Annotated in this window: 21 protein-coding genes; 9 read left to right on the forward strand and 12 right to left on the reverse strand. The window is 67.0% G+C overall.

Annotated elements, in window-relative coordinates; all coding sequences use genetic code 11:
• Positions 1 to 30: 30 nt before the first annotated feature.
• Positions 31 to 1,506, reverse strand: coding sequence for a Fe-S cluster assembly protein SufB (sufB, locus tag R1H25_RS14105; RefSeq protein WP_043396952.1), 1,476 nt, complete (start codon positions 1,504 to 1,506; stop codon positions 31 to 33).
• 17 nt (positions 1,507 to 1,523) lie between these two features.
• Positions 1,524 to 1,979 (reverse strand): SUF system Fe-S cluster assembly regulator, encoded by a 456-nt coding sequence (locus R1H25_RS14110; RefSeq protein ID WP_005408436.1) that lies wholly within the window; start codon positions 1,977 to 1,979, stop codon positions 1,524 to 1,526.
• Positions 1,980 to 2,188: 209 nt separating this feature from the next.
• On the opposite strand from R1H25_RS14110, the gene R1H25_RS14115 reads away from it, so the two are divergent.
• Both R1H25_RS14115 and R1H25_RS14120 read left to right on the forward strand, forming a co-directional pair.
• Positions 2,189 to 2,656 (forward strand): SET domain-containing protein, encoded by a 468-nt coding sequence (locus tag R1H25_RS14115; RefSeq protein ID WP_191862952.1) that lies wholly within the window; start codon positions 2,189 to 2,191, stop codon positions 2,654 to 2,656.
• Between the two features lie 128 nt (positions 2,657 to 2,784).
• The gene (locus tag R1H25_RS14120) at positions 2,785 to 3,327 is read left to right on the forward strand and encodes a type 1 glutamine amidotransferase domain-containing protein (RefSeq protein ID WP_005412532.1); all 543 of its coding nucleotides are present in this window, start codon (positions 2,785 to 2,787) and stop codon (positions 3,325 to 3,327) included.
• Between the two features lie 38 nt (positions 3,328 to 3,365).
• Here the strand turns inward: R1H25_RS14120 and R1H25_RS14125 are convergent, their stop codons facing one another.
• The 4 genes from R1H25_RS14125 to R1H25_RS14140 form a co-directional block, all read right to left on the reverse strand.
• Positions 3,366 to 3,962 (reverse strand): DUF1439 domain-containing protein, encoded by a 597-nt coding sequence (locus tag R1H25_RS14125; protein ID WP_049447531.1) that lies wholly within the window; start codon positions 3,960 to 3,962, stop codon positions 3,366 to 3,368.
• Between the two features lie 81 nt (positions 3,963 to 4,043).
• Entirely contained in the window at positions 4,044 to 4,592 is a 549-nt protein-coding gene (locus tag R1H25_RS14130; protein WP_317223889.1) for a hypothetical protein, read from the reverse strand.
• A gap of 55 nt (positions 4,593 to 4,647) precedes the next feature.
• Complete coding sequence (locus R1H25_RS14135; protein WP_049447529.1) at positions 4,648 to 4,956, reverse strand: DUF3861 family protein; 309 nt, start codon at positions 4,954 to 4,956, stop codon at positions 4,648 to 4,650.
• Between the two features lie 255 nt (positions 4,957 to 5,211).
• Positions 5,212 to 5,610 (reverse strand): HU family DNA-binding protein, encoded by a 399-nt coding sequence (locus R1H25_RS14140; RefSeq protein WP_010483539.1) that lies wholly within the window; start codon positions 5,608 to 5,610, stop codon positions 5,212 to 5,214.
• A gap of 372 nt (positions 5,611 to 5,982) precedes the next feature.
• Between R1H25_RS14140 and R1H25_RS14145 the strand changes: the two genes are divergently transcribed.
• The gene (locus R1H25_RS14145) at positions 5,983 to 6,414 is read left to right on the forward strand and encodes an OsmC family protein (protein WP_005408443.1); all 432 of its coding nucleotides are present in this window, start codon (positions 5,983 to 5,985) and stop codon (positions 6,412 to 6,414) included.
• Positions 6,415 to 6,513: 99 nt separating this feature from the next.
• Here the strand turns inward: R1H25_RS14145 and R1H25_RS14150 are convergent, their stop codons facing one another.
• The gene (locus tag R1H25_RS14150) at positions 6,514 to 7,392 is read right to left on the reverse strand and encodes a PhzF family phenazine biosynthesis protein (RefSeq protein ID WP_317223890.1); all 879 of its coding nucleotides are present in this window, start codon (positions 7,390 to 7,392) and stop codon (positions 6,514 to 6,516) included.
• Positions 7,393 to 7,462: 70 nt separating this feature from the next.
• On the reverse strand, positions 7,463 to 8,335 hold the full coding sequence (locus R1H25_RS14155; protein ID WP_317223891.1) for a PhzF family phenazine biosynthesis protein: 873 nt from the start codon (positions 8,333 to 8,335) through the stop codon (positions 7,463 to 7,465).
• Positions 8,336 to 8,410: 75 nt separating this feature from the next.
• Here R1H25_RS14155 and R1H25_RS14160 point away from each other — a divergent pair, with 75 nt between their 5' ends.
• The 4 genes from R1H25_RS14160 to R1H25_RS14175 all read left to right on the forward strand — a co-directional run bounded on the left by R1H25_RS14160 (position 8,411) and on the right by R1H25_RS14175 (position 14,443).
• The gene (locus tag R1H25_RS14160; RefSeq protein WP_317223892.1) at positions 8,411 to 11,005 is read left to right on the forward strand and encodes a bifunctional aspartate kinase/diaminopimelate decarboxylase; all 2,595 of its coding nucleotides are present in this window, start codon (positions 8,411 to 8,413) and stop codon (positions 11,003 to 11,005) included.
• A gap of 70 nt (positions 11,006 to 11,075) precedes the next feature.
• A complete protein-coding gene (gene murL, locus R1H25_RS14165) occupies positions 11,076 to 12,428 on the forward strand; it encodes a UDP-N-acetyl-alpha-D-muramoyl-L-alanyl-L-glutamate epimerase (RefSeq protein ID WP_317223893.1) in 1,353 nt (450 codons plus the stop codon).
• Positions 12,409 to 13,818: a UDP-N-acetylmuramoyl-L-alanine--D-glutamate ligase gene (gene murD / locus R1H25_RS14170; RefSeq protein WP_317223894.1), complete on the forward strand. Its 1,410-nt coding sequence runs from the start codon at positions 12,409 to 12,411 to the stop codon at positions 13,816 to 13,818. The genes murL and murD overlap by 20 nt, the downstream gene beginning before the upstream one ends.
• A gap of 94 nt (positions 13,819 to 13,912) precedes the next feature.
• Complete coding sequence (locus R1H25_RS14175; RefSeq protein WP_317223895.1) at positions 13,913 to 14,443, forward strand: hypothetical protein; 531 nt, start codon at positions 13,913 to 13,915, stop codon at positions 14,441 to 14,443.
• A gap of 33 nt (positions 14,444 to 14,476) precedes the next feature.
• On the opposite strand, the gene R1H25_RS14180 is transcribed toward R1H25_RS14175, so the two are convergent.
• The gene (locus R1H25_RS14180; RefSeq protein WP_317223896.1) at positions 14,477 to 15,073 is read right to left on the reverse strand and encodes an SMI1/KNR4 family protein; all 597 of its coding nucleotides are present in this window, start codon (positions 15,071 to 15,073) and stop codon (positions 14,477 to 14,479) included.
• Positions 15,074 to 15,205: 132 nt separating this feature from the next.
• Here R1H25_RS14180 and R1H25_RS14185 point away from each other — a divergent pair, with 132 nt between their 5' ends.
• Positions 15,206 to 15,991 (forward strand): dienelactone hydrolase family protein, encoded by a 786-nt coding sequence (locus R1H25_RS14185; protein ID WP_317223897.1) that lies wholly within the window; start codon positions 15,206 to 15,208, stop codon positions 15,989 to 15,991.
• 84 nt (positions 15,992 to 16,075) lie between these two features.
• Here the strand turns inward: R1H25_RS14185 and R1H25_RS14190 are convergent, their stop codons facing one another.
• Positions 16,076 to 17,074, reverse strand: coding sequence for a polyprenyl synthetase family protein (locus R1H25_RS14190; protein WP_317223898.1), 999 nt, complete (start codon positions 17,072 to 17,074; stop codon positions 16,076 to 16,078).
• A 214-nt stretch (positions 17,075 to 17,288) separates the two neighbouring features.
• On the opposite strand from R1H25_RS14190, the gene R1H25_RS14195 reads away from it, so the two are divergent.
• Entirely contained in the window at positions 17,289 to 18,902 is a 1,614-nt protein-coding gene (locus R1H25_RS14195; protein ID WP_317223899.1) for an alpha-glucosidase family protein, read from the forward strand.
• A gap of 183 nt (positions 18,903 to 19,085) precedes the next feature.
• Here R1H25_RS14195 and R1H25_RS14200 read toward each other — a convergent pair whose 3' ends face one another.
• Positions 19,086 to 21,842: a TonB-dependent receptor gene (locus R1H25_RS14200; protein ID WP_317223900.1), complete on the reverse strand. Its 2,757-nt coding sequence runs from the start codon at positions 21,840 to 21,842 to the stop codon at positions 19,086 to 19,088.
• A partial coding sequence (locus tag R1H25_RS14205) for a hypothetical protein (RefSeq protein WP_317223901.1) occupies positions 21,836 to 22,070 on the reverse strand: 235 nt, incomplete at its 5' end. The genes R1H25_RS14200 and R1H25_RS14205, both read right to left, overlap by 7 nt.

Genomic DNA, 22,070 nt, shown 5'->3' on the forward strand with positions numbered 1-22,070 from the left:
AATGCGTTTGCGAGGGGCAGGGGCGGGCGGTCAGCCCACCGAACCTTCCAGCGAGACTTCCAGCAGCTTCTTGGCTTCCACCGCGAACTCCATCGGCAGTTCGCGGAACACCTGCTTGCAGAAGCCGTCGACGATCATCGACACCGCGTCTTCCTGGCTGATGCCACGGGCGCGGCAGTAGAACAGCTGGTCGTCGGAAATCTTCGAGGTGGTGGCCTCGTGCTCGACGGTGGCGCCCGGGTTCTTCACCTCGATGTAGGGGAAGGTGTGCGCGCCGCACTGCTTGCCGATCAGCAGGGAATCACACTGGGTGTAGTTGCGCGCGCCATCGGCATTGCGGTCCACACGCACCAGGCCGCGGTAGGTGTTCTGGCCGCGGCCGGCGCTGATCCCCTTGCTGACGATCTTGCTCTTGGTGCGCTTGCCGACGTGGATCATCTTGGTGCCGGTGTCGGCCTGCTGGCGGTGATGGGTCAGCGCCACGGAGTGGAACTCACCGACCGAGTCGTCGCCCAGCAGCACGCAGGACGGGTACTTCCAGGTGATCGCCGAGCCGGTTTCGACCTGGGTCCAGGTGACCTTGCTGCGCGCACCACGGCACTCGGCACGCTTGGTGACGAAGTTGTAGATGCCGCCGACGCCGTTCTCGTCGCCCGGGTACCAGTTCTGCACGGTGGAGTACTTGATCTCCGCATCTTCCAGCGCGACCAGCTCGACCACCGCAGCGTGCAGCTGGTTCTCGTCGCGCATCGGCGCGGTGCAGCCTTCCAGGTAGGACACGTAAGCCTTGTCCTCGCACACGATCAGGGTGCGCTCGAACTGGCCGGTGTGGCCGGCATTGATGCGGAAGTAGGTGCTCAGTTCCATCGGGCAGCGAACGCCTTTGGGAATGAACACGAAGCTGCCATCGGAGAACACCGCCGAGTTGAGCGCGGCGAAGTAGTTGTCGCCCACCGGCACCACGGTGCCCAGGTACTGGCGGACCAGTTCCGGGTGTTCCTTGATGGCCTCGGACATCGAGCAGAAAATGATGCCCTTCTCGGCCAGTTCCTTGCGGAACGTGGTGCCGACGGACACCGAGTCGAACACCGCGTCCACCGCCACGCCGGCCAGCTTGGCACGCTCGTGCAGCGGCACGCCCAGCTTGTCGTAGGTGTCCAGAAGTTCCTTCGGCACGTCATCCAGCGAGGCGTACTTCGGGCCCTTCGGCGCGGAGTAGTAGCTGAGCGCCTGCAGGTCGATCGGCGCGATCTCCAGCTTGGCCCAGTCCGGCATCGGCATGGTCAGGAAGTGGCGGTAGGCGTCCAGGCGCCACTGCGTCATCCACTCCGGCTCTTCCTTCTTGGCCGACAGGGCACGGATGGTGTCCTCGTCCAGGCCCGGCGGCAGGGAGTCCGATTCGATCTCGGTGATGAAGCCGGCCGAATACTTGCGGCCGAGCTGCTCGTGGATCTCGCGGTTGGGGGTGTCGTCGTGGGCGACGTTTTCGATGGTTTCGGTGGCCATGGGGGGCTGCCTACGGATCAGGAGACGACGTCGACAGCGATGGTGCGGCGCTGTTCGTCATCGGCAAGGGGGAGAGGGGGCAGGATCTGCGCAAGGGTGACATCGCGCAGGGCCTCGGAAACCACGTCGTTGATCAGCCGCCAGCTGCTGCGCGCGCCGCACTTGGGCGCCATGCCGCACTGATGGTGGTCGTGGCTGCATTCGGTCAGGGCCAGCGGCCCTTCCATCGCTTCGACCACTTCGAACAGCGAGATCTCGATGGCCGGGCGGGTCAGGCGATAGCCGCCACGGACGCCGCGCAGGCCTTCAACTAGGCCGGCCTGGGCCAGCGGCTTGAGCACCTTGCTGACGGTGGGCGGCTCCAGACCGGTGAATTCGGCCAGCTCGGTGGCACTGAGCACCTCGCCCGGACGGGCGGCGAGCACGGTCAGCACGACGGTGGCGTAATCGGTGAGTTTGGTGACGCGCAACATGGGGATGCGAGTGGTTCTTAAAGCGGACTGAAATTGTACGCTTTTATTCGCCGCCATCCAACCCGGGCATTCAGCCGGCGCTGGGGCCGGGCCGGGAGGACACACCGGGGCCGTTGCCAGGGCGCAATGCTGCGCCAACGGGGTGATTTTCGCAATCACCCGGAATGGGCGAGAATCCCTGTTCCATTCGCTGCAAACAGCCCGTGCCGATGCCGAAGAAGATCCAAGCCCGCAAGTCCGCCATCCATGGCAACGGCGTGTTCGCCGTGGCCCCGATCAAGCAGGGCGAGCGCGTGATCCAGTACAAGGGCCTGCTGCGCAGCCACGGCGACGTTGATGCCGATGACAGCGGCGACGTCGAAAGTGGCCATACCTTCCTGTTCACCCTCAACGACGACTGGGTGATCGATGCCAACTACAAGGGCAATGACGCGCGCTGGATCAACCACAGCTGCGACCCGAACTGCGAGGCGGTGATCGAGGAAGACGAGGACGGCGACAGCCGTGGCGACAAGGTGTTCATCGAGGCGCTGCGTGACATCAAGCCAGGTGAGGAACTGACCTACAACTACGGCATCACCCTGGCCGAACGCCACACCGCCAAGTTGAAGAAGATCTGGGAGTGCCGCTGCGGCTCGCCCAAGTGCACCGGCACCATGCTGCAGCCCAAGCGCTGACCGTTACCGGGGACTGCCGGCCCCTGGCCGGCACTACCCGGAGGCTCTCCACCTGCCGTGCACGGCAGGGTCACCGCCGTGCAAGGGCCTTTCTTCCATTCTGTCGGCTCCCCAACCGGAGTGCACCCATGGCAGAGCGATTGAAGGGCAAGCAGATTGCCATCCTGGCCACCCACGGCTTCGAACAGTCAGAACTGACCGAGCCCAAGCGGCTGCTGGAAGCCGAGGGCGCGCGCGTCAGCGTGGTGTCGCCTGCAAAGGAGGCGACGATCAAGGGCTGGAAAGAGAAGAACTGGGGCGACGCCGTCGCGGTGGATATTCCGCTGGATGAAGCGGATCCGGCACGCTTCGATGCCGTGGTCCTGCCCGGAGGCGTCATCAATCCGGACACACTGCGCACCGATGATGCCGTACTGGCCTTCATCCGCGCGGTGGATGAAGCCGGCAAGCCTGTGGCGGCCATCTGCCACGGCCCGTGGTTGCTGATCAACAGCGGCCTTGCTGAGGGGCGCGACGTGACGTCCTGGCCGTCCCTGCAGCAGGATCTGGTCAACGCAGGTGCGAAATGGCGCGATACCGCGGTTGTGATCGATGACAACCTGATCACCAGCCGCAAGCCGGACGACATCCCCGCCTTCAGTGAGGCGGTGGTCAAGGCACTTGCCGCCTGATGCGCTACCGGTAGTGCCGGCCAGCGGCCGGCACTACCTCATTTGCCCAGTACGCCGGCCGGCACCAGGTTGCCCAGGTTCTGGTTGAACGTGACTACCAGCTTGCCGTTCTTCACCTGCGCCGACTGCACCTGCAGCGCACCGAGCAGGCCGGCCATGGCCGGGTCCAGCTTGTAGATCGGTTCGCGCTGGGCGTAGTCGCTCAGCCAGGCATTGAGCAGTCCGCGGGTGCGCGAATCGAGGCGACCCCCTTGGTTGGCCGGGGTGAAATCATCCACGCTGGGCTGCTGCAGGTGGAAGCCCTGGGTCTGTGCGTCGTAGCGCAGGCCACTGCTGAGCTTCACCGTACCCAGTTTGGCCGGGTTGCCGCCGGCGGTGGCCAGTGCCACGTCCATGCCCAGGTTCAAGCGCTCGCCGGCCGGAAGGCTCAGCTGCGGGTGGCTCATGGTCAGGGCGATCAGGCCGCCGAGCGCGTCCTGGGTGCGCGGGAAGCTGCCATCGAGGTACTGCTGCACGTCGCTGGCCCCAACCGACAGTTCGCGGCCGGAGATGGACGGGGCGGCCTGCGCGCCGATCGCAGCAGCGATCAGCACGGTGGAGGCGGCGAGGCGGGTCATCAGGGAACGCAGGCGCATGGCGGTGACCGGTGGGTATGAATGGACGAATCAAAGAGTAGCCGTGCCGGCTGAATCGTGCGTGCATGCCGCTGCAACGGTTCAGTCCAGCGTTGGCCGCAGTTGCGCCGACTGGATCTGCCAGGCACGGCCGTCACTGCTGGGCTGCACGCGGTACCAGCCGCCGAAGCGGAAGGTGCCTTCAGTGGTCACCGCGCGGATCTGCACCGGAACTTCCAGCAACTGCGGCGGCTGGTGACCGTCGCGCGCGACCGGTAGTTCGCTGGTCAGGCGCAGGCTGCGCACATCCGTGAGCTGGCGCAATGCAGCATCGTCTGCGCGCCGTGCATCGCTGGGTGGGAAGGTCCATGCGGCGTCGATGGCCTTGTGATCGCGATTGAGCAGGGCCATGACATACGCATTGAGCATTCCCGCCGGCAGCTCGGCCTCGGCCGCAACGGCGGCAAACAGGGGATCGACATCGACGGCCTGCACCGCCGATGCATCGCCGTCTGCGTCGGTCTGTGGCGTCGTGCGGGAAGCCGCCTCGGTCGTGGCCGACGGTGCGGCATCTGCTGGATGGGGCTGCGATGGCGGCCGGGAACAGCCCAGCAGCACCAGCGGCGCAATCAACAACAGGACCCTGTGCATGTCTGCCTCCTCCCCGAGGCGAACGGAAGGAGGCAGTGTATCGGCTGCGCCGTGATCAGCGGGAGGAGGGCAGCTGTTCCAGTGCATCCAGCGCCGGCAGCACCTGCGCGGCGATGGCGGCCAGGGCGTGGCCTTCGGTTTCGGCGTGGCGTTGCACGATGTCGCGCAGCAGTTGGGTGGCGATCACCAGTGTCGCGCGCTCGTCGCCGCTGATGCCAGCGGTGCGCGGGGCAGCTTCCAGCAGGCGCATCAGGTCGCGGCTGGCGCGATGTTCCAGTTCGATGGTGCAGCGCCCGGTGCACTGCAAACCGTCCTTTTCGATGGGGGTCACCGAGATCCGGTAGCGGGTGGAGGGGCTGGACATGAGAGGGGGCTCGCCGTAGCTGTGGAGGATGTGCCCACCATAGGCAACGCCACGGCCGGCGGCGACGGCCGGCGCTGCACGCAGTGTTCCACCCGGTACGTTCCGGGGCCGGCACGTACCACGCCCAGCCAATGGCGACGGGCCTGTCCGGACATTCCCGGTGATGCGGCAACGCTGTGTTGCGGGCCGTGGTTGGGACAAAAAAAAACGGGACGGCCAGAGCCGTCCCGTCGGAATCCGCGTTGGGGCGCGCGCTTACAGCGCGGCGTCCTTCAGCTTCTTCAGCGGACGCACCTTCAGCTTGGTGGTGGCCGGCTTGGCAGCGAACCACTGCTCTTCCTTGGTGAACGGGTTGATGCCCTTGCGCTTCGGCTTGGCCGGCACATTGACGGTGGTGATCTTCAGCAGGCCCGGCAGGGTGAACGAGCCAGCGCCCTTCTTGTGCACCGAGGAGGCGACGGCGCTTTCCAGCGAGGCCAGCACAGCGCGGACGTCCTTGGCGATGACGCCGGAGGCTTCAGCGATGTGTGCAACCAGGCCGGACTTGGTCAGCACTTCCTTGATCGGCTTCGGAGCGGCCGGCTTGGCGGCTGCCTTCGTCGCGACTTTCTTCACTGCCTTCTTCGGGGCAGCCTTCTTAGCGGTCTTTGCCATGGTTTCCTGTTCCGTGAACGGTTGGTTGTTTGGTCGGCGCCGAACCCCGTCGGCAAGCGCAATGTAGGGCAACTCTCGGGCGCCGCCAATAGCCCGAAGCGCGGAAAGTGCATGTTTTTTCATATCCAGGCCGATTCAGTACATGGCCCGCAGTGGGGGAAGGGGCGGTGGCAGCGCGCGCGATGGGTGGCGCCCGCCCATTGGCTGAGTGCGCGAAATCACTGAAAACAAGAGAAAAATGCGTTTCCGGTTGGCGAGGAAGTGTCCACGCGCCGGGTTCGGAAGACGACCTCCAGCGTGCGGCGGAGCGACGCAGGGCTAACGCCTCCCGTGCGAGGGTGAACGTTCATCACCGTCACGCAGGAGCAGCACATGGGAATCTCGCGACACGCCACCGCGCACTGGGAAGGCGATCTGAAGTCGGGCAAGGGCCAGTTGAGCACGCCGCAGAGTGGCCTGCTGGACAAGACCCGCTACGGCTTCAACAGCCGTTTCGGCGACGAAAAAGGTACCAATCCGGAAGAGCTGATCGCTGCCGCGCACGCCGGCTGTTTCACCATGGCGCTGTCGGCCAAGCTCGGCGAAGCCGGCTTTACCCCGACCTCGCTGGATACCGAAGCCAAGGTCGATCTGTCTCTGGAAGGCGGCCCGCAGCTGTCGCAGATCCGGCTGAAGGTGAAGGCGGTGGTGCCGGGCATCGACGCGACGCAGTTCCGCGCGATTGCCGATGACGCCAAGCAGAACTGCCCGGTGTCCAAGGCGCTGAGCGCGGTGCCGATCAGCCTGGAAGCCGAGCTGGGCTGAGCCGGCGCATCTGTAGAGCCGAGCCCAGGCTCGGCTCCCCCGGCTGCCATGGTCTGGGCGGAGAGCAGCCGAGACTGAGGCCGGCTCTACAGCATTCCTTTACCAATCGATGGTGCCGGCAATCACCGTCTGCACCTGGCCACCCGACCAGACCTCACCGTCCTCGTCGACCAGCAGCGTCAGGCGCGCGTCGTGGCCGACTTCGCGGCCCTGGCTGACTTCAAACGGTGCACGGCCACGCGGCAGCGCGCCGCGCAGGTCCAGCCACGCGGCCAGCACCGCATTGGCGGCACCCGAGGCGGCGTCCTCGAAGCGGCGTCCATTGCCGACGAAGGCACGTACGGCCAGGTCGAAACCCTCGCTGCCATCGCTGAAGGCATAGGCGAACACGCCCATGCTGTCGGTGGATTCAGCCAGTGCGGCTACCGCATCCCAGTCCGGCTGCAGCGCGCGCAATGCCACCTCGTCGGCCACCTGCACCACCCACCAGCTGCGCCCGCCCTGCATGCGCGCCGGTGGCAGCGTGCCTAGCGGCCAGCCCTTCAGTGCGGACTGCAGGCGTGGATCGGTCGCGTCGGCAGTTTCGGCCAGCTGCGCGCGCGGGGTACGGATGGCGATGCGCTGCCGCGCACCCTCACCGCTGACGCGCAGCGGCAGGGCGCCGGCAATGCCGTCCTGCACCAGCACGCCATCGATCGGCGTGGCCAGGCCCGCCTGCAGCACTGCATGCGCGGTGCCGACGCTGGGGTGGCCGGCGAACGGAACCTCCTTCTGCGGGCTGAACATGCGCAGTCGGTAACTGGCACCGGCGACCTGCGGCGGGAACACGAAGGTGGTTTCGGGCAGGCGCGTCCAGCGTGCGATGGCCTGCATGCTGGCATCGTCCAGGCCCTCGGCATCGAGTACCACGGCCAGCGGATTGCCAGCGCCGGCGCGCGGGGAGAACACATCCAGCTGCAGGAAACGGCGGGTGGTCATAGGGGGCAAACTCCGTAAAACGATAGGGGATACGGTTGCGCCGGGCCATGCCCGGCGACCGTGCGCGGCGCTACCAATGGATGCTGCCGTCGATCACGCACTGCACCTGGCCGCCGATCCATACCGTGCCCTGCGCATCAACCTCGACCTGTACGCGGCCATCGCGGCCGACTTCGCGGCCCTGGCTGGCCACGTAGCGGCCCTCGCGGCCGGGCAGAGCGTCGCGCTGGCGCAGCCAGGCACCGATCAGGGCATTGGCGCTGCCAGTGACAGGATCTTCCGGCACGCTGGCCGCATCGGCGGGGCAGAACGCACGTACCACGCGGGAGTGGCCGGTGCCGGCTTCGTCGGCGAACACCGCCACGCCGGTGGCATCGGTGGCCAGGCTCCAGTCGGCCAGCGCGGCCATGTCCGGTGCCAGCCCACGTACGGCGGCGGCATCGCGTAGCGGCAACAGCCACCAGCGCGCACCGTTGTCCCACAGTTCGGGTACGTGCCCGCTGGCAGCCAGCGCCAGCAGCTCCTTCGGCGCGGCGTCCGCGCTGGTGTCCAGTTGCCGCGCCGGCGGGCTGGCCAGCCGGATCTGCAGTGCCTCGGCCGGACCGCTCACCCGTACCGGCAGCAGCCCCGCCGCGCATTGCTGCAGCAGGGCGCCGTCGCGCGGTTGCGCCAGGCCGCAGGTCACCGCCGCCCAGGCGGCGCCGACGCTGGGGTGGCCGGCAAACGCCAGTTCGCGGGTCGGGGTGAAAATACGGATGTGGTAGTCGGCGCCCGGCGTGCTGGGGCGCAGGAAGAACACCGTCTCTGACAGGTTCAGCCAAGCGGCAAGGGCCTGCATCTGGCTACTTGAGAGCCCGTCGGCGTCCAGGATGACGCCCAGTGGGTTGCCGGTGCCGGGGCGGGGGGCGAAGACATCGAGCTGCAGGTAACGGAGGACGGCCATCTACGGTGATATTGCGCTTAGAATCAAAGGTTCCGCCCCCGAGGGCGGCTTCCCCACATTCTACATAGCCAATCCATGTCAGCTTCCCCCCTTGTCGATCGTTGGATCGTACTGAAGTTCGGCGGCACCTCGGTGTCGCGTCGTCATCGCTGGGACACGATCGGGAAGCTGGCGAAAAAACGTGCGGAAGAGACTGGCTCGCGCGTGCTGGTGGTGGTGTCGGCGCTGTCCGGGGTCACCAACGAACTGACCGCGATTGCCGACGGCGCACCGGACAGCCGTGATCGCGTGGCGGCGCTGGTCGAACGCCACGAGGGCTTCCTGGTTGAACTGGGCCTGGGCCGCGAGGTGCTGGCCGAACGCCTGGCGGCGCTGCAGGGCCTGCTGGACGACGCGCGCGCCGCGACCCGTCCGCTGGACTGGCAGGCTGAAGTGCTGGGTCAGGGCGAGCTGCTGTCCTCCACCCTGGGCGCAGCCTACCTGCACGCCTCGGGCCTGGACATGGGCTGGATGGATGCCCGCCAGTGGCTGGATGCGATGCCGCCGCAGCCGAACCAGAGCGACTGGTCGCAGCGCCTGTCGGTGAACTGCCAGTGGCGTGCCGATGCCGAGTGGATGCAGCGCTTCCGCGCGCAGACGACCCGCCTGCTGATCACCCAGGGCTTCATTTCGCGGCATGCCGATGGCGGCACCGCCATCCTCGGCCGCGGTGGCTCGGATACCTCGGCGGCGTACTTTGGTGCGCTGCTCGGCGCCAGCCGCGTGGAGATCTGGACCGATGTGCCGGGTATGTTCAGCGCCAACCCGAAGGACGTGCCGGATGCGCGCCTGCTGACCCGCCTGGATTATTACGAGGCGCAGGAAATCGCCACCACCGGTGCCAAGGTGCTGCACCCGCGCTCGATCAAGCCGTGCCGCGATGCCGGCGTGCCGATGGCCATCCTCGATACCGAGCGCCCGGAACTGCCAGGTACCAGCATCGATGGCAGCGCCGCGCCGGTGCCGGGCGTAAAGGCGATCAGCCGCCGCAACGGCATCGTGCTGGTGTCGATGGAAGGCATCGGCATGTGGCAGCAGGTCGGCTTTCTGGCCGATGTGTTCAACCTGTTCAAGAAGCACGGCCTGTCGGTGGACCTGATCGGTTCGGCCGAAACCAACGTCACCGTGTCGCTGGACCCGTCCGAGAACCTGGTCAACACCGATGTGCTGGCCGCGCTGTCGGCCGACCTGTCGCAGATCTGCAAGGTGAAGGTGATCGTGCCGTGTGCGGCGATCACCCTGGTTGGCCGTGGCATGCGCTCGCTGCTGCACAAGCTGTCGGACGTGTGGGCCACCTTCGGCCGCGAGCGCGTGCACATGATCTCGCAGTCGTCCAACGACCTGAACCTGACCTTCGTCATCGACGAGGCCGATGCCGATGGCCTGCTGCCGATCCTGCATGCTGAGCTGATCGACAGCGGTGCGATGCCGGTGGAAGAGACCGAAGTGTTCGGCCCGCGCTGGCGCGAGATTGCCGGCACCGTGCGTCCGCGTGGCACGCCGTGGTGGCGGGGCCAGCGTGCGCACCTGCTGCAGCTGGCCGATGCGGGTACGCCGCGCTACGTCTACCACCTGCCGACGGTGCGTGCCCGCGCCCGTGCACTGGCCGCGATCAAGCCGATCGACCAGCGCTACTACGCGATCAAGGCCAACAGCCACCCGGCCATCCTGCAGCTGTTGGAAGCCGAGGGCTTTGGCCTGGAGTGCGTGTCGCACGGCGAGCTGAAGCACGTGTTCCAGCACCTGCCGGAACTGTCGCCCAAGCGCGTGCTGTTCACCCCCAGCTTCTGCCCGCGCAGCGAGTATGAGGCGGCATTCGCGCTGGGCGTGACCGTGACGGTCGACAACGTCGAAGCACTGCAGCGTTGGCCGGACCTGTTCCGCAACCGCGAGCTGTGGCTGCGGGTCGACCTGGGCCGGGGCGAAGGCCACCATGCCAAGGTCCGTACCGGCGGCAAGGACTCCAAGTTCGGCCTGCCGATCGCCCGCGTCGACGAGTTCGTGCGCGCGGCCACCGATCTGGGCAGCCGCGTGGTCGGCCTGCATGCGCACCTCGGCAGCGGCGTTGAGACCGCGCAGCACTGGCGCCTGATGTGCGATGAGCTGGCCGGTTTCGCCCGCCGCATCGGCAGCGTAGAGACGATCGACATTGGCGGTGGCCTGCCGATTCCGTATTCTGCCGAGGACGAGCCGTTCGACCTGGACGCCTGGGCTGAGGGCCTGGCCGAGGTCAAGGCGCTGCATCCGGCATTCCGTCTGGCGATCGAGCCGGGTCGCTACCTGGTGGCCGAGTCGGGCGTGCTGCTGACCCATGTCACCCAGGTGGTGGAAAAGGACGGCGTGCGCCGCGTCGGCCTGGATGCCGGCATGAATGCACTGATGCGCCCGGCCCTGTACGACGCCTGGCACGATATCGAGAACCTCAGCCGCCAGGGCGGCTATGCCGAGGCGGCGTTCGATGTGGTCGGCCCGATCTGCGAATCCAGCGATGTGTTCGGCAAGCGCCGCAAGCTGCCGGTGTCGACCGCGCCGGACGACGTGATGCTGATCGCCGATGCCGGTGCCTACGGCTATGTGATGGCCAACACCTACAACCAGCGGATGCTGCCGCGCGAAGACGTGATCGAATGATCGCCGCCCTGCACCCGCCCACCGACACGCCCCGCGCCATCGCGCGGGCCCGTGCCTGACCGGATACACCATGACTGCTTTCGACAAACACCAGGTTTCCCGCTTCCGCTTCGTCCGCTGCGAATTCGCCGCGGATACCGGCGTGGCCAAGCTGGTCTATGCCTTTGACGACGGCCCGGAGATGGTGGAGACCATCACCGTGCCGGGCGCCCCGTTCGTGCTGGACGAGGCGCGTACCGCCGCCGTGCAGCGCGCGCTGCAGCTGCTGCACCTGATCGCCGGTGTCAGCTACTACAAGGCGGGCGTGCCGGAGACGGTCAGCATCGACAGCTACGCCATCGATGCCGATACCGCAGCGCTGGTTGAGACGGTCTATCTCAATGGCCTGGGCGAATTTGCCTACCGCAACGGCCTGAACCTGCGCGGGCGCTTCCGCCTGCCGGTGCAGGGCGAAGCGGTGCAGGCCCCGGTGCTTGGCCTGCAGCCGCACGCGCTGGTGGCGATCGGCGGTGGCAAGGATTCGCTGGTCAGCATCGAAGCGCTGCGCCGTGCAGGCGTGGACGAGACGGTGACCTGGATCGGTGGTTCGCAGCTGATCCGCGCCTGTGCCGAGCGTACCGGCCTGCCGACGCTGAACCTGGGGCGCGCGCTGGCGCCGGAACTGTTCGAGCTCAACCGCCAGGGCGCCTGGAACGGCCATATCCCGGTCACCGCGGTGAACTCGGCGATCATGGTGCTGGCCGCGCTGCTGCAGGGCGTGGACCAGGTGGTGTTCTCCAATGAGCGTTCGGCCAGCTACGGCAGCCAGATTCCGGGCACCGGCGAGGTGAACCACCAGTGGTCCAAGGGCTGGGCGTTCGAGCAGGCGTTCGGCAGCCATGTGCAGAAGCACGTCGCTGCGGATCTGCAGTACTACTCGCTGCTGCGCCCGATGTCCGAGCTGGCGGTGGCCCGCCAGTTCGCCAAGACCGATTTCTACGACGCGCACTTCTCCAGCTGCAACCGCAACTTCCACATCCTCGGCGAGCGCCCGGTGAACCGCTGGTGCGGCGTCTGCCCGAAGTGCCATTTCGTGTTCCTTGCGCTGGCCCCGTTCATGCCCAAGACGCGCCTGGTGCGCATCTTCGGCCGCAACCTGCTGGACGATGCCGAGCAGGCCGGTGGCTTCGACGCGCTGCTGGAATTCCAGGACCACAAGCCGTTCGAGTGCGTGGGCGAAGGCCGCGAATCGCGCGCAGCGATGGCGACCCTGGCGCAGCGTCCGGAGTGGAAGGAAGACGTGCTGGTGAAGCGCTTCTGCAATGAGATCCAGCCGCAGCTGGATGCCGTCGAACTGGAACTGGCACCGCTGCTGCAGCTGCAGGGCGAGCACCGCGTTCCGGCTGCGCTGTGGGAACGGGTGCGTGAAGATTTCGCAGTTTGAAGGAAAGCGCGTTGCGCTGTGGGGCTGGGGCCGTGAGGGCCGCGCCGCGTTTGCGGTGCTGCGTGAGCGACTGCCCACGCTGCCGCTGAGCCTGTTCTGCCCGGCGGCCGAAGTCGAGGCCGCGCGTGCGGAAACGCAGGGCGTGGTGGACGTGCGTGGCGAGCCTTCTGCTGAAGCGCTGGCCGCGTTCGACGTGGTGATCAAATCGCCCGGCATCAGTCCCTACCAGCCGATCGCGCTGGCGGCGGCGGGGCGGGGCGCCACCTTTATCGGTGGCACCGCGTTGTGGTTCGCTGAGCATGCGGGTGCCGATGGCGTCGTGCACGACACCGTGTGCGTGACCGGTACCAAGGGCAAGAGCACCACCACCGCGCTGGTGGCGCACCTGCTGCGTGCCGCCGGCCACCGTACCGGTCTGGTCGGCAACATCGGCCTGCCGCTGCTGGAAGTGCTGGACCCGCAACCCGCGCCCGAGTACTGGGCGGTGGAACTGTCCAGCTACCAGACCGGCGACGTGGCGCGCAGTGGCGCCCATCCGCAGGTGGCGGTGGTCCTGAACCTGTTCCCCGAGCACCTGGACTGGCACGGCAGCGAGCAGCGTTACATCGACGACAAGCTGCGGCTGGTGACTGAAGCCGCACCGCGCATCGCCGTGCTCAATGCCGCCGATCCGCATCTGGCCGCGCTGTCGCTGCCTGACAGCGAAGTGGTCTGGTTCAACCAGCCGCAGGGCTGGCACATGCGCGGTGACATCGTGCATCGCGGTGAACAGGCGGTGTTTGATACCCGCAACACGCCGCTGCCGGGTCGCCACAACCGCGGCAACCTGTGCGCGGTGCTGGCCGCGCTGGAAGCGCTGGGTCTGGACGCGGTGGCGCTGGCACCGGCGGTGCAGGACTTCCGTCCGCTGCCGAACCGCCTGCAGCGCATCGGCGTGGCCGATGGCCTGACTTACGTCAACGATTCGATCAGCACCACACCGCATGCCAGCCTGGCCGCGCTGGAGTGCTTCGCCGGGCAGCGCATCGCCTTGCTGGTGGGCGGGCACGACCGTGGCCTGGACTGGACCGATTTCATGCAGCACATGGCCCACGACGTGCCGCCGGTGGAGATCGTGACCATGGGCAGCAACGGCCCGCGTATCCACGCCATGCTGCAGCCGCTGGCCGATGCCGGCCGCTTCGGTCTGCACGCGGCGGCGGATCTACCCGAGGCGATGGCGCTGGCGCGTCGCGCATTGGGCGAGCAGGGCGGGGTGGTGCTGCTGTCGCCGGGTGCGCCGAGTTTTGGCGCGTACCGCGATTACGTGGCGCGTGGTCGTCATTTTGCCGAACTGGCCGGCTTCGACCCGGACAGCATCAGCGCGATTCCGGGTATCGGGATCGCCTGATCCGCGGGATCGGGGTCGGATCCCTTTCCGCGGGAAAGGGCTGTGACCCCAGCGAGTTACCATCGCGCATTCCCGGACGGATTCGAGAAGCCCGATGTGCACCTTCATCACCGTGTTCCTACCCACCTCGTTTGCGCACGTTGACGCCGCCGCGATCATGGAGCGCAGCGGCCGTCGCCTGTTCGCGCAGGATTCGCCCAGCCTGCAGGCCGCGGTCGGGCCTGGCTGGCAGCCGTGGCTGAGCGCCGTGCACTGCGATTGCGGTACTGCGCTGGCCTCGTCGCGGGCCGAGCGGGAGTGGAAGGGCGATGCCGAGCGCTGGCGGAAGAAGGGCTGGAGCGAAGCCAAGATCGCCCGCGCGCTGGCCGAGCAGCGAGCGCGGCATGAACAGGATCAGCAGGCACGTCGCGATGAAGCAGTGGGCGACGCCGGCCAGTGGTTGCAGCGTATCGATGCTCTGCTGGCCGGGGCCGCGTGCATCGGCCTACTGGTACGCGACTACGATGGTGCGGTGAGTGCCCGGCAGCCGAAGCCACCGGAACGTCACTGGCCGCGTGCGCGCCTGGCGGCCGCGGATCTGCTGGCGTTCGAGCCGGGCACCTTGCATTGGATCGAACGCGGGTGAGGCCGTCATCCACGCATGGCGTGGATCTACTATTCAGTCGGTGTCCTGATCGATGAACGCGTAACCGCCATCAATCAGCTGCTGCAGATACGCATCGAAGCTGGGCGCGATGACTACGTAGCTGTCTGGATCGTGCAGGTAGCGCACCACCTGGCCGACCGTGCCGCCCGGCGCGGGATCGAAATCCAGGTACAGCATCGAGGTGCCGCCGTTGTTCATGCAGTGCGAGAAGCACAGCCGGCGGCTCATCGGCAGATCCGCGTCGATGCCTTCACCCAGAATCTCCGGCTCGTCATCCAGCCATTCTTCGTAGATGGAACGGATGCTGTCGTCCCACTGCTGCTGGTCTTCGAAGATCTGCGCGACCGAGCGCAGGTAGTACGGATAGCCGCCGTCTTCCACGTCCGAGCCGAGCATCAGCACGCAGACCCCGCCGCCGGGATACTCACGGAAGTGCGTGCCATCCACCCGGGACAACAGTTCCACCAGGCTGTCAGGCACCTGCGGCCATTGCATGCGCAGGCGCTGCAGGTCTTCGGCGCTGGCGCCGTGCACGTGGGCCCACTGCGCGGCATTGTCGGCGGGCAGGCGTGGGATCAGGCCAGACAGAAAGCGGTCAACAAGGTTCATGCGAAAAAGGGGACGGAGGGGATTAAGTCGTATCCAACCACACCTGCGTCACGTCGCCAATGCAGAATGCGACGCGGGAGGGGCGAATACGGCTTAATCCCCTCCGTCCCCTTTTTCTTGCGGAGCAGGCGCATGAATCGTTGGCGATGCGGTGTGGCGGTGATGCTGGGGCTGGCGGCGATGCCGGCGTGGGCGGCAATGAAGACGCAGCCGGTGGAGTGGAAACACCAGGGCACGACCTTCAGTGGCGTGCTGGTCTATGACGACGGCGACAACGACAGGCGACCTGGCCTGGTGATGGTGCCGAACTGGAAGGGTGTGAACGAGTCGGCCATCGAGAAGGCCAAACAGCTGGCCGGCGATGATTACGTGGTGCTGGTGGCCGATGTCTACGGCAAGGGTGTGCGGCCGAAGACCGATGCCGAGGCGGGGCCGGTGGCGACCAAGCTGCGCAACGATCGGCCGCTGCTGCGCGCGCGTGCGCTGGAAGCGGTGAACGTGCTCAAGGCGCAGGCCGGCAAGGCGCCGCTGGATGCCAGTCGGATCGGTGCGGTGGGCTTCTGTTTCGGCGGTACCACCGTGCTTGAACTGGCTCGCGCCGGTGCGCCATTGGCCGGTGTGGTCAGCCTGCACGGCGGGCTGGGTTCGCCGCTGCCGGCGCAGGCCGGTGGCAGCCATCCTTCGGTGCTGGTGCTCAACGGTGCCGACGACAAGAGCGTGACCGCCGAGGACATCGCCGGTTTCCAGAAGGAAATGAACGCGGCCAAGGTCGACTGGGAATTCACCAACTACAGCGGCGCGGTGCACTGCTTCGCCGAGCGCGATGCCAACAGCCCGCCGGGCTGCCAGTACAACGAACGGGCGGCCAAGCGCGCGTGGAAGGCGCTGGATGAGTTCTTCGAGGAACGCTTCCGGTAATAAACGGCGTGGCGACCAACGGTCGGCACCCACCGGAATGCCGGTTTGGTGGGTGCCGACCGTTGGTCGGCACACCTCAACCCATCAATGCGAGCGCTGCACTGCGTAACGCGCCAGACCACGCAGGGCCGCCACGGCATCATTGTCGCCCAGGCCATCGAGCGCACGCTCGGCGGCTTCGGCATATTCCTCGGCACGCGCGCGGCTGTACTCCAGGCCGCCGGTGGCGCGGATCGCAGCCAGCACCTCCGGCATTGCCGAGGCATCACCGTCCTGCACGATGGTGCGCAGGCGCTCGCGGGTGGCGTCGTCGGAGTGGGCCATCGCGTGGATCAGCGGCAGCGTGGCCTTGCCCTCGGCGAGGTCGTCGCCCAGATTCTTGCCCAGTTCCTCGGCATTGGCCGAGTAGTCCAGCACGTCATCGGCGATCTGGAACGCGTAGCCCAGGTGCATGCCGTAGTCGAACAGGGCCTGCTGGGTGGCTTCGTCCACGCCGCTGGCCAGCGCGCCCAGGCGGGTACCGGCGGCGAACAGCACCGCGGTCTTGCGCTCGATCACGCGCAGGTAGGCGGCTTCGTCGGTGTCCGGGTTGTGCACGTGCAGCAGCTGCAGCACTTCACCCTCGGCGATGCGGTTGGTGGCATCGGCCAGGATCTGCATCACCGACATGCGCTCCAGCTCGACCATCAGCTGGAAGCTGCGCGAGTACAGGAAGTCGCCGACCAGCACGCTGGGCGCGTTGCCCCACAGTGCGTTGGCGGTGCTGCGGCCACGGCGCAGGCTGGATTCGTCCACCACGTCGTCGTGCAGCAGGGTGGAGGTGTGGATGAACTCGATGATCGCTGCCAGCTGGTGGTGATCCGGGCCGGCCTGGCCGACCGCATGGCCGGCCAGCATCACCAGCATCGGGCGCAGGCGCTTGCCGCCGGCGGAAATGATGTGATTGGCGATCTGGTTGATCAGCACGACGTCAGAGGACAGGCGGCGCCGGATCAGGGCGTCGACGGCGGCCATGTCGGCCGCGGCAAGCGACTGGATCTGGGGCAGGCCCAGGGCGGGACGGGTGTCTTCGGTGATGGTCATGCGATCAGGCTTTCAGGCTCATCGCTGATTATAGGCGCTGCCTGTGAATTCGGGCGCAAACCGGGTGGGCCGACGTCCGCGGCCCGGCCACGGCTGCCGCCTGCGTGAATACGTATGCAGGTTGCGCCATGCCCGCGAGGCCGCCGCTAAGCTTGCCGGAACAGGATTTCGGCCCGCTTCCGGCGGGTCCCGCATGCCCGGAGGGGGGCTGTCGATGTCGCACTATCCATGGTGGCGCGGAGCCGTCATCTACCAGATCTACCCGCGCAGCTACCTCGATGCCAACGGCGATGGCGTGGGCGACCTGCCGGGCATCATCCAGCGCCTGGACCACATCGCCGCGCTGGGCGTCGACGCGATCTGGATCTCGCCATTCTTCAAGTCGCCGATGGCCGACTTCGGCTATGACATTGCCGACTACCGCGACGTTGATCCGCTGTTCGGCAGCCTGGACGACTTCGACCGCCTGTTGGCCAAGGCCCACGGCCTGGGCCTGAAGGTGATGATCGACCAGGTGCTGAGCCACACCTCGATCGAGCATGCCTGGTTCCGCGAGAGCCGCCAGGACCGCAGCAACCTGAAGGCCGACTGGTACGTCTGGGCCGACCCGCGCGAGGACGGCACGCCCCCCAACAACTGGCTGTCGCTGTTCGGCGGCTGCGCCTGGCAGTGGGAGCCGCGCCGTGAGCAGTACTACCTGCACAACTTCCTGGTCGACCAGCCGGACCTGAACTTCCATCACCCGGACGTGCAGCAGGCCACCCTGGACAACGTGCGGTTCTGGCTCGACCGCGGTGTGGATGGCTTCCGCCTGGATGCGATCAACTTCTGCTTCCACGACGCGCAGCTGCGCGACAACCCGGCCAAGCCGGCGGACAAGCGGGTAGGCCGCGGCTTCAGCCCGGACAACCCGTACGCCTACCAGTACCACTACTACAACAACACCCAGCCGGAGAACCTGCCGTTCCTGGAGCAGCTGCGCGCGCTGCTGGACGAGTATCCGGGCGCGGTGAGCCTGGGCGAGATCTCCTCGGAGGATTCACTGGCGACCACGGCCGAGTACACCCGCGATGGCCGCCTGCACATGGGCTACAGCTTCGAGCTGCTGGTGGACGACTACAGCGCCGCTTACATCCGCGATACGGTCTCGCGCCTGGAAGCGGCGATGACCGAAGGCTGGCCGTGCTGGGCGGTGTCCAACCACGATGTGGAGCGCGCGGTCAGCCGCTGGGGCGGCCACCCCGCCGACCCGCGCCTGGCGCGGATGCTGGTGGCGATGCTGTGCTCGCTGCGCGGTTCGGTCTGCCTGTACCAGGGCGAGGAGCTGGGCCTGGCCGAGGCCGAGGTGCCGTTCGAGGCCCTGCAGGATCCCTATGGCATCACCTTCTGGCCGAATTTCAAGGGCCGTGACGGCTGCCGTACCCCGCTGCCGTGGACCGATGCACCGCTGGCCGGCTTCACCACCGGCCAGCCCTGGCTGCCGATCCCGGCCGAACACCGGGCCGCGGCGGTCGCCGTGCAGGAGCGCGACCCGCACTCGGTCCTGGCGGCGTTCCGCGCCTTCCTGGCCTGGCGGCGTAGCCAGCCGGCGCTCCTGCATGGCAGCATCCGGTTCATCGAAAGCGCCGAGCCAGTGCTGCTGTTCGAGCGTATGCTTGCAGATGAAACCCTCCTGCTGGCCTTCAACCTGTCGGCCGAGGCGGTGAGCCATCCGCTGCCGCCGGGCAACTGGCAGCAGGTGGCGGTGCCGGGCCCGGATGCGGGCACGGTGCAGGGCAATGAACTCCAGCTGCCGCCGCGCGCGGTGTATTGCGCCCGACGCAGCTGACCGTTTTCTCCGGTGGCGGTACTTGCGGGGACGGGGCCGAAGCGCCCCGTCCCTTTTTTGTGGGTGGGCCTGGCCGACCATCGGCCGGCATCCGCGCAAAAGAAAACCCGCTGCCTGCGCAGCGGGTTCCCGGTCCTGCTCCCTTTGGGTTGCCGGCCAGCGGCCGGCACTACGCGGCTGTGGTCAGAACTTGTAGTTCACGCCCAGCATGTAGGTGCGGCCCCACTCGATGTACTCCAGCGGGCGGTCCTTGCTGCCGGCGTAGGTGCGGTACGGCTCGTTGGTCAGGTTGCTGCCCTGCAGCAGCAGGGTCAGGCCGCGCAGGGCGCTGCTGTCGCTGAAGGTGTAGCTGACCTGCGCATCGGTCACGTTCTCGCCCACCACGTAGCGCAGGCTGCGGTTGCCGTTGAAGTTGCCGATCTCACCGATGAAGTCCGAACGGCGGCGCTGGCTCACGCGTGCCTCAAAGCCACTGCGCTCGTAATAGGCGGTGAAGTTGTACACGCGCTTGGACAGGCCCGGCAGGCTGATCGGGTCGGTGCCCACGCTTGAGGCACTCTCCGGATCCAGGATGGTGATGTCGCTCTTGTTGAAGGTCGCGCTGGCCTGCACGCCGAAGCCACGCAGGCTGTCGGTCAGCATCTCCAGCGGGAACGATGCGGTCAGTTCCAGGCCCTTCAACGTGCCGCCCTTGCCGTTCTGCGGCGCGGAGAAGGTGCCGGTGGTCAGCACCGGAGCGGTCATGCCCGGCGGCGGTACGTAGCTGCCCAGCAGCGAAGTGAAGTCGTAGTTGTCCACCGACTGGGTGTAGACGTAGCTCTTCAGGTCCTTGTAGAAGATCGCGGCAGCCACGTAGGCCTTCTCGCCGAAGTACTTCTCATAGGACAGGTCCAGCGCGGTGGCACGCCACGGGTCCAGCAGCGGATTGCCGCCACTGCCGCCCGGCCGGCCGGTACCGGTGTCCACGCCGAATTCCAGGCCGGCGCGCATCTGGTCCACGCGCGGTCGCGCGACCTGCTTGGCGGCGGCGAAGCGCAGCGTCTGCTGGTGCGGGAACATGAAGGCCAGGTTCAAGCTCGGCAGCCAGTCGTTGTAGGTGCGGCCGTTCGAGTACGGCTGCACGTTGTTGCCGGCCGACTGCGAGCTGTCCCAGTAGCGCGAATCCGAGCTCTGGTCGGTGTGCTGCATCTGCACGCCGATGTTGCCGCGCACACCCACTTCACCGATGTCGGTGTTGATGTTCAGGCGCGCCCAGGCGGTGGTGATCTTCTCTTCGACCGTCCACGACTTGGGGATCAGGTAGTCCAGGTTGTCGACCGGGTTGAAGCTCATGTAGCGACCGACCGCAGCCGGCACGTTCCAGGCCGGGATGGTGCCGAGGCCGGCGAAGCCGAGGTTGACCGGACGGTACTGCAGGTCCGAGGCGATGTTGGCGTCGCCCTGTGCGCCGAGCAGGATGTTGCCTTCGGACTGGGTCTTCACCTTGCGGCGGTCGGCGTAGTTCACACCGATGTCGATATCCGGCGCCCACGAGGCAATCGCATCGGGCAGGGCGATGGTGGCGGCCAGCTTGCCACCCTTCAGCCGGTCTTCCACCTTCGGCACCTTGCCGTAGCCGGAACCGTAGATGGTGTTGGTCAGGAACAGCGCATCGGGGTTGGAGTAGTTCAGGCCGGGGCTGATCTGCGAGAAACCATCCTGGCGGATCGATACGCCGACCGTATCCAGTTGCGGCATCGGGGTCAGCTGCAGGTTGTTTTCCAGGTTCAGCTCGTCGCGCGTGGCCTTGGAGTAGTTCAGGTCGGCAACCAGCTTGACGCCGCCGAAGTTGAACTCGTTGTTCCAGCCGAACGCATCGATCTTGTCCTTGCGCTTGTTGTACATGCCGCGTACCAGCGGATACACGCCGCTGGCGGTGCCGCCGGTGAACGAGCCGTTGGCGTTGATCTGCGGGTTGCTGACCAGCAGGCCTGGGGTGTAGTTGCCGTTGTAGTTGCTGAGGTTCAGCTCGAACTGGTTGGCGGTGTCGATCTGCTCGGCTTCGGTGTGGAACGCATCGAAGGTGCTGGTCCAGCTGTTGTTCGGGCGGAACTGGATGGTGGCCATCACGCCGTCGCGCTTGTTGTTGCCGGTGCGGCGCAGCGCCTTGATGCCATCGGAGAAGTAGGTGCCGGCGCCCACGCCCGGGCGGTCGCCCTTGTCGGTGTGTTCGGTGGTCCACGGCTCGTACAGGCCGACCTGGTTCTCCTGGATCGGCATGTCGCTGTGCGCGTAGCCGATGGCGATGCCCAGGGTCTTGTCCAGGAACTGGTCGATGTAGCTGGCGCTGAAGCGGTTGCCGTACGGATCGACGTTGGCGGCGCGGCCCAGCGAACTCTTCTGGTAGCGGCCGCTGACCGCGATCACGCGCTCGCCGAAGCTGAGCGGGCGCGCGGTCTGCATGTCGATGGTGCCCGACAGGCCCTGGCCGACCAGCGCGGCATCCGGGGTCTTGTACACGGTCACGCCGTTGACCAGTTCGGACGGGTACTGGTCGAACTCGACGCCACGGTTGTCGCCGGTGCTGACCACTTCCCGGCCATTGAGCAGGGTGGTGGCGAAGTCCGGCGACAGGCCGCGCACGCTGATCACCTGCGCACGGCCCGCCACGCGCTGGGCGGCCAGGCCGGGCAGGCGCGAGATGGATTCGGCGATGCTGACGTCGGGCAGCTTGCCGATGTCTTCGGCGGAGATCGCTTCGACCACCGAGGTGGCGTCCTGCTTGACCGCGATCGCGCTCTCGATGCCGCGGCGGATGCCGGTGACCTGCACCGTATCCAGGTTGGTGGCGGCGGTGCCGGCCGGCGTGGTGGTGTTCTGCGTGGACTGTGCCGACGCCAGCGTCGGCGCCAGGACAACGGCCAGCGCGATGCTCAGCGCGCTGCGCTTGTGGTTCAACATTTTCCCCTCCCAGGCAATGTTGCAGATCGATTCGTGAACGTCCCGGCGTGACCGTGGACGTGCGACGCGGTGGCCGCTGTCGTCGCCGCTATGGTAGGCAGCGCGTTCTTCGCGGGAATCACCCTGCATACGTATTCAATGGCGTCTGCAGGGTTGTAATCGCTTTCAGGTGCCTCGTGCGGTAGTGGCGGCCGCTGGCCGGCAATCACGATCACCGGGTTGCCGGCC

The sequence above is a fragment of the Stenotrophomonas veracruzanensis genome (genome assembly GCF_032911525.1).
Taxonomy (GTDB): Bacteria; Pseudomonadota; Gammaproteobacteria; order Xanthomonadales; family Xanthomonadaceae; genus Stenotrophomonas; species Stenotrophomonas africana.

Bases quoted from the DNA above. Each gene is read 5' to 3' on its own strand.
- R1H25_RS14150 (WP_317223890.1), bottom strand. From the start codon at position 7,392: ATGACCACCCGCCGTTTCCTGCAGCTGGATGTGTTCTCCCCGCGCGCC.
- R1H25_RS14140 (WP_010483539.1), bottom strand. From the start codon at position 5,610: ATGGCAAAGACCGCTAAGAAGGCTGCCCCGAAGAAGGCAGTGAAGAAA.
- R1H25_RS14130 (WP_317223889.1), bottom strand. From the start codon at position 4,592: ATGCACAGGGTCCTGTTGTTGATTGCGCCGCTGGTGCTGCTGGGCTGT.
- R1H25_RS14185 (WP_317223897.1), top strand. From the start codon at position 15,206: ATGAATCGTTGGCGATGCGGTGTGGCGGTGATGCTGGGGCTGGCGGCG.
- R1H25_RS14180 (WP_317223896.1), bottom strand. From the start codon at position 15,073: ATGAACCTTGTTGACCGCTTTCTGTCTGGCCTGATCCCACGCCTGCCC.
- R1H25_RS14155 (WP_317223891.1), bottom strand. From the start codon at position 8,335: ATGGCCGTCCTCCGTTACCTGCAGCTCGATGTCTTCGCCCCCCGCCCC.
- R1H25_RS14135 (WP_049447529.1), bottom strand. From the start codon at position 4,956: ATGTCCAGCCCCTCCACCCGCTACCGGATCTCGGTGACCCCCATCGAA.
- R1H25_RS14160 (WP_317223892.1), top strand. From the start codon at position 8,411: ATGTCAGCTTCCCCCCTTGTCGATCGTTGGATCGTACTGAAGTTCGGC.
- R1H25_RS14190 (WP_317223898.1), bottom strand. From the start codon at position 17,074: ATGACCATCACCGAAGACACCCGTCCCGCCCTGGGCCTGCCCCAGATC.
- R1H25_RS14195 (WP_317223899.1), top strand. From the start codon at position 17,289: ATGTCGCACTATCCATGGTGGCGCGGAGCCGTCATCTACCAGATCTAC.
- R1H25_RS14200 (WP_317223900.1), bottom strand. From the start codon at position 21,842: ATGTTGAACCACAAGCGCAGCGCGCTGAGCATCGCGCTGGCCGTTGTC.
- murL (WP_317223893.1), top strand. From the start codon at position 11,076: ATGACTGCTTTCGACAAACACCAGGTTTCCCGCTTCCGCTTCGTCCGC.
- R1H25_RS14125 (WP_049447531.1), bottom strand. From the start codon at position 3,962: ATGCGCCTGCGTTCCCTGATGACCCGCCTCGCCGCCTCCACCGTGCTG.
- sufB (WP_043396952.1), bottom strand. From the start codon at position 1,506: ATGGCCACCGAAACCATCGAAAACGTCGCCCACGACGACACCCCCAAC.
- R1H25_RS14120 (WP_005412532.1), top strand. From the start codon at position 2,785: ATGGCAGAGCGATTGAAGGGCAAGCAGATTGCCATCCTGGCCACCCAC.
- R1H25_RS14145 (WP_005408443.1), top strand. From the start codon at position 5,983: ATGGGAATCTCGCGACACGCCACCGCGCACTGGGAAGGCGATCTGAAG.
- R1H25_RS14115 (WP_191862952.1), top strand. From the start codon at position 2,189: ATGCCGAAGAAGATCCAAGCCCGCAAGTCCGCCATCCATGGCAACGGC.
- R1H25_RS14175 (WP_317223895.1), top strand. From the start codon at position 13,913: ATGTGCACCTTCATCACCGTGTTCCTACCCACCTCGTTTGCGCACGTT.
- R1H25_RS14110 (WP_005408436.1), bottom strand. From the start codon at position 1,979: ATGTTGCGCGTCACCAAACTCACCGATTACGCCACCGTCGTGCTGACC.